The organism is Pseudothioclava nitratireducens (assembly GCF_029210495.1).
Classification (GTDB): Bacteria; Pseudomonadota; Alphaproteobacteria; order Rhodobacterales; family Rhodobacteraceae; genus Pseudothioclava; species Pseudothioclava nitratireducens.
On record NZ_JARGDK010000001.1, the window covers coordinates 450,348 to 457,931 of the forward strand.

The 7,584-nt window shown below is 64.0% G+C and carries 7 protein-coding genes; 6 read left to right on the forward strand and 1 reads right to left on the reverse strand.

What is annotated here, in order from left to right; genetic code table 11:
- The first annotated feature begins 83 nt into the window (after positions 1–83).
- The 6 genes from topA to P0X85_RS02195 all read left to right on the forward strand — a co-directional run bounded on the left by topA (position 84) and on the right by P0X85_RS02195 (position 7,388).
- A complete protein-coding gene (gene topA, locus P0X85_RS02170; RefSeq protein WP_275807698.1) occupies positions 84–2,657 on the forward strand; it encodes a type I DNA topoisomerase in 2,574 nt (857 codons plus the stop codon).
- Between the two features lie 145 nt (positions 2,658–2,802).
- Positions 2,803–3,507 (forward strand): CoA transferase subunit A, encoded by a 705-nt coding sequence (locus P0X85_RS02175; protein WP_275807702.1) that lies wholly within the window; start codon positions 2,803–2,805, stop codon positions 3,505–3,507.
- Positions 3,507–4,136, forward strand: a complete 630-nt coding sequence (locus tag P0X85_RS02180; RefSeq protein ID WP_275807706.1) for a CoA transferase subunit B — start codon at positions 3,507–3,509, stop codon at positions 4,134–4,136. The genes P0X85_RS02175 and P0X85_RS02180 overlap by 1 nt, the downstream gene beginning before the upstream one ends.
- A 205-nt stretch (positions 4,137–4,341) precedes the next feature.
- Entirely contained in the window at positions 4,342–5,334 is a 993-nt protein-coding gene (locus P0X85_RS02185; protein WP_275807709.1) for a lysylphosphatidylglycerol synthase transmembrane domain-containing protein, read from the forward strand.
- A gap of 16 nt (positions 5,335–5,350) precedes the next feature.
- The gene (locus P0X85_RS02190; protein ID WP_275807711.1) at positions 5,351–6,655 is read left to right on the forward strand and encodes an FAD-binding protein; all 1,305 of its coding nucleotides are present in this window, start codon (positions 5,351–5,353) and stop codon (positions 6,653–6,655) included.
- 1 nt (position 6,656) lies between these two features.
- The gene (locus P0X85_RS02195) at positions 6,657–7,388 is read left to right on the forward strand and encodes an SDR family NAD(P)-dependent oxidoreductase (RefSeq protein WP_275807714.1); all 732 of its coding nucleotides are present in this window, start codon (positions 6,657–6,659) and stop codon (positions 7,386–7,388) included.
- Between the two features lie 120 nt (positions 7,389–7,508).
- Here the strand turns inward: P0X85_RS02195 and P0X85_RS15155 are convergent.
- The coding region (locus tag P0X85_RS15155; protein WP_179907328.1) for an EF-Tu C-terminal domain-related protein at positions 7,509–7,584 on the reverse strand (76 nt) is incomplete at its 5' end.

Sequence of the window (7,584 nt, forward strand, 5' to 3'; positions counted from 1 at the left end):
TTAGGCGCTCCATTGACAATCGGAGTGGAAACCCCACATGGTCCGCCCCCAATAGTGTCGCGCCGTTTGCCGAGAGGACTCCCATGCCTGTTGTTGTTGTCGAATCCCCCGCCAAGGCCAAGACAATCAACAAATATCTGGGTTCGGATTATACCGTTCTGGCCTCCTTCGGCCATGTGCGCGACCTGCCGCCGAAAGACGGTTCCGTTGATCCGGAAGACGATTTCGCGATGAAGTGGGAGGTCGCCTCCGACTCGAAAAAGCATATCAAGGCGATCACCGACGCGCTCAAAGATGACGACACGCTGATCCTCGCAACCGACCCTGATCGTGAGGGGGAGGCGATCTCGTGGCACCTGCAAGAGGCGCTTGAGAAGAAGCTCAAGGGCAAGAATGTCAGCCGCGTGACGTTCAACGCGATCACCAAGAACGCGATCCTTGAAGCGATGAAGCACCCGCGTGAGGTCGATGCCCCGCTGGTCGAGGCCTATCTCGCCCGTCGCGCGCTCGACTATCTGGTGGGCTTCAACCTCTCGCCGGTTCTGTGGCGCAAGCTTCCGGGCGCGAAATCGGCGGGCCGGGTGCAGTCGGTCTGCCTGCGACTCATCGTCGAGCGCGAGATGGAGATCGAGGCCTTCAAGGCCCGCGAATACTGGAGCGTGACCGCTGGTCTGCGCACACCGCGCGGGCAAGACTTCGAGGCCCGCCTGACCGTGCTGGGCGGCAAGAAGCTCGAGAAATTCGACCTCGCCAATGAGACCGCCGCGGAACTCGCCGTGCAGGCGGTGACCTCGCGCGATCTCTTCGTGAAATCGGTCGAGGCCAAACCCGCGAGTCGCAACCCCTGGGCGCCGTTCATGACCTCGACGCTCCAGCAGGAGGCGAGCCGCAAATTCGGCATGGGCGCCAAGGCCTGCATGTCGGCGGCGCAACGGCTCTACGAGGCGGGCTACATCACCTATATGCGGACCGACGGCATCGACATGGCCCCCGAGGCCGTGATGGCCGCCCGCGACGAGATCAAGCGCCGCTTTGGGGAGGACTACGTTCCCGCCAGCCCGCGCATGTACAAGAACAAGGCCAAGAACGCGCAAGAGGCGCACGAATGTATCCGCCCGACGGATATGAGCCTCTCGCCCGAAAAGCTGAAAGTCGCGGATGATCAGCGCAAGATCTACGACCTGATCTGGAAGCGCACCATCGCAAGCCAGATGGCCGCCGCCCGGATGGAACGCACCGTGGTCGATATCGCCTCGAAGGATGGCGAGGTCGAACTGCGCGCGAACGGGCAGGTCGTCACCTTCGAGGGCTTCCTCAAGGTCTACGATCAGGGGCGCGATGACGACGAGGACGAGGATGGCAAGCGCTTGCCGCAACTGATGGAGGGCGAGCCCTCCGAGAAGCGTGCGATCACGCCCGAACAGCATTTCACCCAGCCGCCGCCCCGCTACACCGAGGCGACGCTGGTCAAACGGATGGAAGAGCTCGGCATCGGGCGCCCCTCGACCTATGCCTCGATCGTGACCACGATTCAGGACCGCGGCTATGTGCGCAAGGACAAGAATCGCCTGATCCCCGAGGATACCGGGCGTTTGGTAACGGCGTTCCTGAGCAACTATTTCCGCCGCTACGTGGAATATGACTTCACTGCGGACCTCGAGGACCAGCTCGACGACATCTCGGCAGGCGATCGCAACTACAAGGAAGTGCTCGCGCGGTTCTGGCGCGATTTCTCGGCCGCTCTGGGTGAGACCGCCGATCTGCGCATCGGCGAGGTTCTGGAGAAGATCGACGAGGTTCTGGCCCCGCATCTCTACCCGCCGCGCGCGGATGGTGGCGACCCGCGTGCCTGCCCGGTCTGTGGTGCTGGACGGCTGAACCTCAAGACTGCACGGTCTGGCGGGGCGTTCATCGGTTGCTCGAACTATCCGGAATGCCGGTTCACGCGCCCGCTCTCGGCTCCAGATGGCGATGACGCGACGCAGGCGCTCGACGGCAAGGTTCTGGGCGAGGCGGACGGTCAGGAGATCACCCTGCGCATCGGGCGCTTCGGCCCCTATGTGCAAAAGGGTGAGCCGACCGAGGATATGCCCAAGCCGCCGCGTGCGTCGCTGCCGAAAGGCTGGGCGCCGGAGGGGATTGATCTCGACCGCGCGCTGATGCTCTTGAACCTGCCCCGCGAAATCGGGCCGCATCCCGACGATGGCGAGATGGTCGAAGCCGCTATCGGGCGCTACGGGCCCTATGTGAAGCATGGCCGCACCTATGCGAATCTGCCCGACGTGGAAGAAGTCTTCACCATCGGCATGAACCGCGCCGTCGAGGTTCTCGCGCAGAAGCTCGCACGCGGTCCGGGCCGTGGCGCAGCCGCGCAGCCGATTAAGGAGCTGGGCGAGCATCCCGAGGGCGGGCCGGTTCAGGTCATGCCGGGCCGTTACGGCCCCTATGTCAAATGGGGTAAAGTCAACGCGACACTGCCCAAGGATGTAGAGCCCGAGGCCGTGACGATGGAGATCGCGCTGCCGCTCATCGAAGCCAAGGCGGCCAAGAAGCCCGCGAAAAAGGCGGCGGCGAAGAAACCTGCCGCCAAAAAGCCCGCTGCCAAGAAGACAACCGCTAAGAAGCCGGCAGCCAAGAAAACCGCCGCAAAGAAATAACCCCGCAAAGCCCCGCCACCTCGTGCGGGGCTTGCTTTATTGGCCTCGCTGCGTAACGTGAAGCGCCAATGCCGCAATGCGGCGATTGACAGGCGCATCGCCGCCCGCCAGAATTAATTGAACGACCGTTCAGTGGAGGAAGGACATGAACAAGGTTTACCCGTCCGCCGAAGCCGCCCTTGAGGGCCTTCTGCGTGATGGCATGCTGATCGCCGCCGGGGGCTTCGGCCTGTGCGGCATCCCCGAGCTTCTGATCGACGCTGTCGTGAAAAGCGGCGTCAAGGATCTGACGGTGGCCTCGAACAATGCAGGCGTCGACGGGTTCGGCCTCGGCAAGCTGCTCGACACGCGCCAGATCAAGAAGATGATGTCCTCTTACGTGGGCGAGAACGCGGAATTCATGCGCCAGTATCTCTCGGGCGAACTGGAGCTGGAATTCAACCCGCAAGGCACGCTGGCTGAGCGCATGCGCGCCGGTGGCGCTGGCATTCCCGGGTTCTACACCAAGACTGGCGTGGGCACCGTGATCGCGGAGGGCAAGGACACCAAGATCTTCAACGGCGAAGAATACATCATGGAAGAGGGCATCTTCGCGGATCTCTCGATCGTCAAGGCGTGGAAGGCCGATGCCTCGGGCAACGCGATCTTCCGCAAGACCGCGCGCAACTTCAACCCGCCCGCAGCCATGTGCGGCAAGGTTTGCGTGATGGAGGTCGAGGAAATCGTCCCCGTTGGCTCGCTTGACCCCGATCACATCCACCTGCCCGGCATCTATGTGCATCGCCTCATTCAAGGCGACCATGAGAAACGCATCGAACAGCGCACCGTGCGCAAGCGGGAGAACGCCTGATGGCCTGGGATCGCAATCAGATGGCGGCACGCGCCGCGAAAGAACTGCAAAACGGCACCTATGTGAACCTCGGCATCGGTATCCCGACGCTGGTTCCGAACTTCATCCCCGAGGGCGTCGAGGTCGTTCTGCAATCGGAAAACGGCATGCTCGGCATGGGCCCCTTCCCCTATGAGGGCGACGAGGACCCGGACCTGATCAACGCTGGCAAGCAGACCATCACCGAACTTCCGGTGACCTCCTATTTCGATAGCTCGCAAAGCTTCGGCATGATCCGGGGCGGCAAGATCGCGATGGCGATCCTTGGCGCGATGGAAGTGGCCGAGAATGGCGATCTGGCGAACTGGATGATTCCGGGCAAGCTGGTGAAGGGCATGGGCGGCGCGATGGACCTTGTCGCGGGCGTCGGTCGTGTGGTGGTCGTCATGGACCACACCAACAAGCACGGCGAGTCGAAAGTGCTCAAGGAATGCACCCTGCCGCTGACCGGCAAATCGGTGGTCAATCGCATCATCACCAATCTGGGCGTGCTGGACGTGGTGGAAGGCGGGCTGAAGCTCATCGAACTCGCCGATGGCGTGACCGAGGAAGAATTCCGTGCTGCGACCGAGGCGACGCTGGTCAACTGACGGAGTTAGCCCTTTAAATTCAAGGCCTCGCCCCTCTGCGGCGGGGCCTTTTCGTTTTCATCAATCGTTAAATACTCGGGGCATGTCCGCGTTTCGCAGATTGGGGCAAAGCCCCCTGAAATCGCGCTCGCAAGCACGTCAAAATTGTCTCCGATGACGAAACAAGTCCATAATCTCGCCTAAATCTGTCGCTAAAGACTGCCCAATGATGAGTATGAACGCCCCCACCTCCGCGCCCCGCTCTCGTCGCCTCCGCGACGGGCTGCTGCTGGGCGGTTTGCTGGCGCTTGTGGGCCTTGGGCTCGCGGGTCTCGCCTCGCAGACCGGGTGGGCGGAAACCATGGCTCAGCTTCGGCGTCTGGACGCGCTGCAAATCCTCGGCCTGCTCGCATTGTCGTTGGTCAACTACGTCATGCGGGCGGGCCGGTGGCACGTCCTCGCGCGCCGCCTCGGCCTGAACACGGGCTTCCTGCAGAACGCGCGGCATTTCCTTGGCGGCTTCGCCATGTCGGTCACGCCCGGCCGCGTCGGCGAGCTGGTGCGGATGCGCTGGATCCGGCGCGAGACGGGCTGGGCGGTCGAACGTTCGGCGCCGCTGGTGCTCATGGATCGCGCCTCCGACCTCGCCGCGATGGGGATCATCCTCGGGGCCTCGGTCGCCTTGGCGGCAGGCGGCATCGCGGGCGCGGTGCCGGTGACTATCCTCGCCCTCGTCGCAGCGCTCGTCGCCACCCGCCCCCGGCTCCTCGCCGCGCTCATTACCGTGGCCTACCGTCTCACCGGGCGCATCCCCCGCCTCTTTGGCCGCGCCCGTAGCGCAGCCCGCTCGCTCTCGCGCTTCACCCATGCCCCCACCGCCATCGTCGCCCTCACCCTCGGCCTGCTCGGCTGGTTTGCCGAGGGCTATGCCTTCCACCTGCTGCTTGTCTGGATGGGCGCGGATATCGGCCTTGCCAAGGCGGTTGCGATCTTCGTCTTCTCGACGCTGGCGGGCGGCCTGACCGGCGCACCGGGCGGCCTTGGCGGTGCAGAGGCCGCGATGGTCGCGCTCCTTTCCCTTGACGGTATCCCGCTCGAGGTTTCCATCCCCGCCACCGCCGTCATCCGCCTGACCACGCTGTGGTTCGCCATTCTCATCGGCCTCGCGGTCTTCCCGATCGCAGAGCGCCTCTCGCTTTCGCACAAGATCGAGCCTTAAAATCACAGGCAGTTCAATGACCTGGACAAAAACAGAATATGCCGGATGGGGCCGCGCTCTCAGCGCGAAGGGCGAAGTCACGCGCCCCGAACGCGCCGACATGATCGCCGCCCTCGCCGCCGATGGCGCCGCGCCCGCTATGGGGATGCGCCGCTCCTACGGCGATGCCGCGCTGAACTCCGAAGGCCGCATGATCGACATGACGCGGCTCGACCGACTGCTCTCGTTCGATCCCAAAACCGGCATTCTCGAGGTCGAAGCCGGGGCGCGCATCGGTGACATCGCCGAGACCTTCGCCCCGCGCGGCTGGCTTCCGGCAGTCATGCCCGGCACCGGCTTTGCGACGATCGGCGGCTGCATCGGGCAGGATGTGCACGGCAAGAACCACCACCATCAAGGCAGCTTCGGCCAGCATGTGACCGAGATCACGCTCCTTCAAAAGGGCAAGGAGCTGCGCGTCAAACCGGGCTCCGCGCTCTTCAAGGCAACTGTGGGCGGGCTTGGCCAGACCGGGGTGATCCTGCGCGCCAAGATCCGGATGATCCCCTGCAAGGGCGACCTCGTCTTCGTCACCGAGCGACGGGCATGCAACTGGGAGGAACATCTCACGCTCCTCGATGCCTCGGAGGCGACCTACACCGTCGGCTGGATCGACGCGACTGCGACCGGGCCCGAGCTTGGGCGTGGCATCGTCGAAGAGGGCGAGAGCGGCGCGGGGCTGGTGAAGAAGCGCGGCAAAGCGTCAAAAGTCCCACTCGACGCGCCTCATTTCGCGCTCGCAAAACCCATCGTCAAAGCCTTCAACTGGGCCTATTTCCACCGCGTGCCCGCGCGAGGGCGTACGGTGGTCAAAGCGCTTGGCGATTTCTTCTTCCCGCTGGACAAGATCCATGACTGGAACCGCCTTTACGGCAAGCGCGGCTTCTACCAGTTCCAATGCGTCGTGCCACTCGGCGCCGCCCCCGCGCTGCGCCAGATGCTTCAGGAGATCGCGGGCTCTGGCCTCGCCTCACCGCTCGCGGTGCTCAAGCGCATGGGGCCGGGGCGCGGCGGTTACCTCTCCTTCCCGATGGAGGGCTACACGCTCGCCATCGACTTCCCGAACCGGCCCGAGGCGCGCGCGCTCATTAAACGGCTTGAGGCGATGACCTCCGAGGCGGGTGGGCGGCTCTATTTCGCCAAGGACGGGCTCGCCACCGGCGCGCAAATCCGCGCGATGTATCCCGACCTGCCGAAATGGCAACGCGAAGTGAAAAAGGCTGATCCCGACGGTGCGCTCGTCACCGATCTGGTCCGCCGTCTGAACCTAAGGACCGCATGACATGAACAGCTGGATCATCCTCGGCGCCACCTCCGGCATGGCGCGCCCCTTCCTCCGCAAGCTCGCGGAGCAGGGCAACGCCCTTTTCCTTGCTGGACGGAACCAGGAGGAATTGGAAACGCTGGCCGCCGATTGCCGCCTGCGCGGCGCGCCCGCGGTGCAGGTGATGCGCTTCGACGCACGGGACCATTCGAACTATGCTGATCTGATCGCGACTTTCACCGCTCAGGGTGACGTGCTCAACACCGCCGTCTTCTCGGGTTCGATGCCGGACCAAGAGGTCATCGACGCCAATCCCGCCCTGATCGAAGGCGTGATGGCCGATAGCTACACCGGCCCCGCCACTTTCCTGCAAATGCTCGTGCCGCATATGGAAGCGCGGAGCGCAGGCACGATCCTTGGCGTGGGCTCGGTCGCGGGCGATCGCGGGCGGCTCGGCAACTATGTCTATGGTGCGGCCAAGGCCGCCTTCGCCACCTATCTCTCCGGGCTGCGCAACCGTGCGGGCCGCAAGGGCGTCCATGTAATCACCGTGAAGCCCGGCCCTGTGGATACCGCGATGACCCAAGGCATGGAGCTGCCCTTCATGACCACGCCCGAGGCGGTCGCGGATGACCTGATGAAGGCCATAGAGAAGCGCCGGAACGTCGTCTACACCGCGCGCATCTGGCAGGTGGTGATGACGGTGATCCGTCTGATCCCGGAGCCGATCTTTAAGAAGATGTCGATCTGACCCTCATTCTGCCTCAGATATCCCCCGCGGAGCGCCCCACAGCAACGCCTGCGCGGAACCGCCGGACAAAGCAAAAGGGCCGCTCTTTCGAGCGGCCCTTCCGTTAAGATGTGATCGAAATCACTCGATGATTTTGGAGACGACGCCAGCGCCGACGGTGCGGCCGCCTTCACGGATAGCGAAGCGGAGCTTCTCT

Coding starts and splice junctions, on each gene's coding strand:
- topA (WP_275807698.1), top strand. CDS start 84: ATGCCTGTTGTTGTTGTCGAATCCCCCGCCAAGGCCAAGACAATCAAC.
- P0X85_RS02175 (WP_275807702.1), top strand. CDS start 2,803: ATGAACAAGGTTTACCCGTCCGCCGAAGCCGCCCTTGAGGGCCTTCTG.
- P0X85_RS02180 (WP_275807706.1), top strand. CDS start 3,507: ATGGCCTGGGATCGCAATCAGATGGCGGCACGCGCCGCGAAAGAACTG.
- P0X85_RS02185 (WP_275807709.1), top strand. CDS start 4,342: ATGATGAGTATGAACGCCCCCACCTCCGCGCCCCGCTCTCGTCGCCTC.
- P0X85_RS02190 (WP_275807711.1), top strand. CDS start 5,351: ATGACCTGGACAAAAACAGAATATGCCGGATGGGGCCGCGCTCTCAGC.
- P0X85_RS02195 (WP_275807714.1), top strand. CDS start 6,657: ATGAACAGCTGGATCATCCTCGGCGCCACCTCCGGCATGGCGCGCCCC.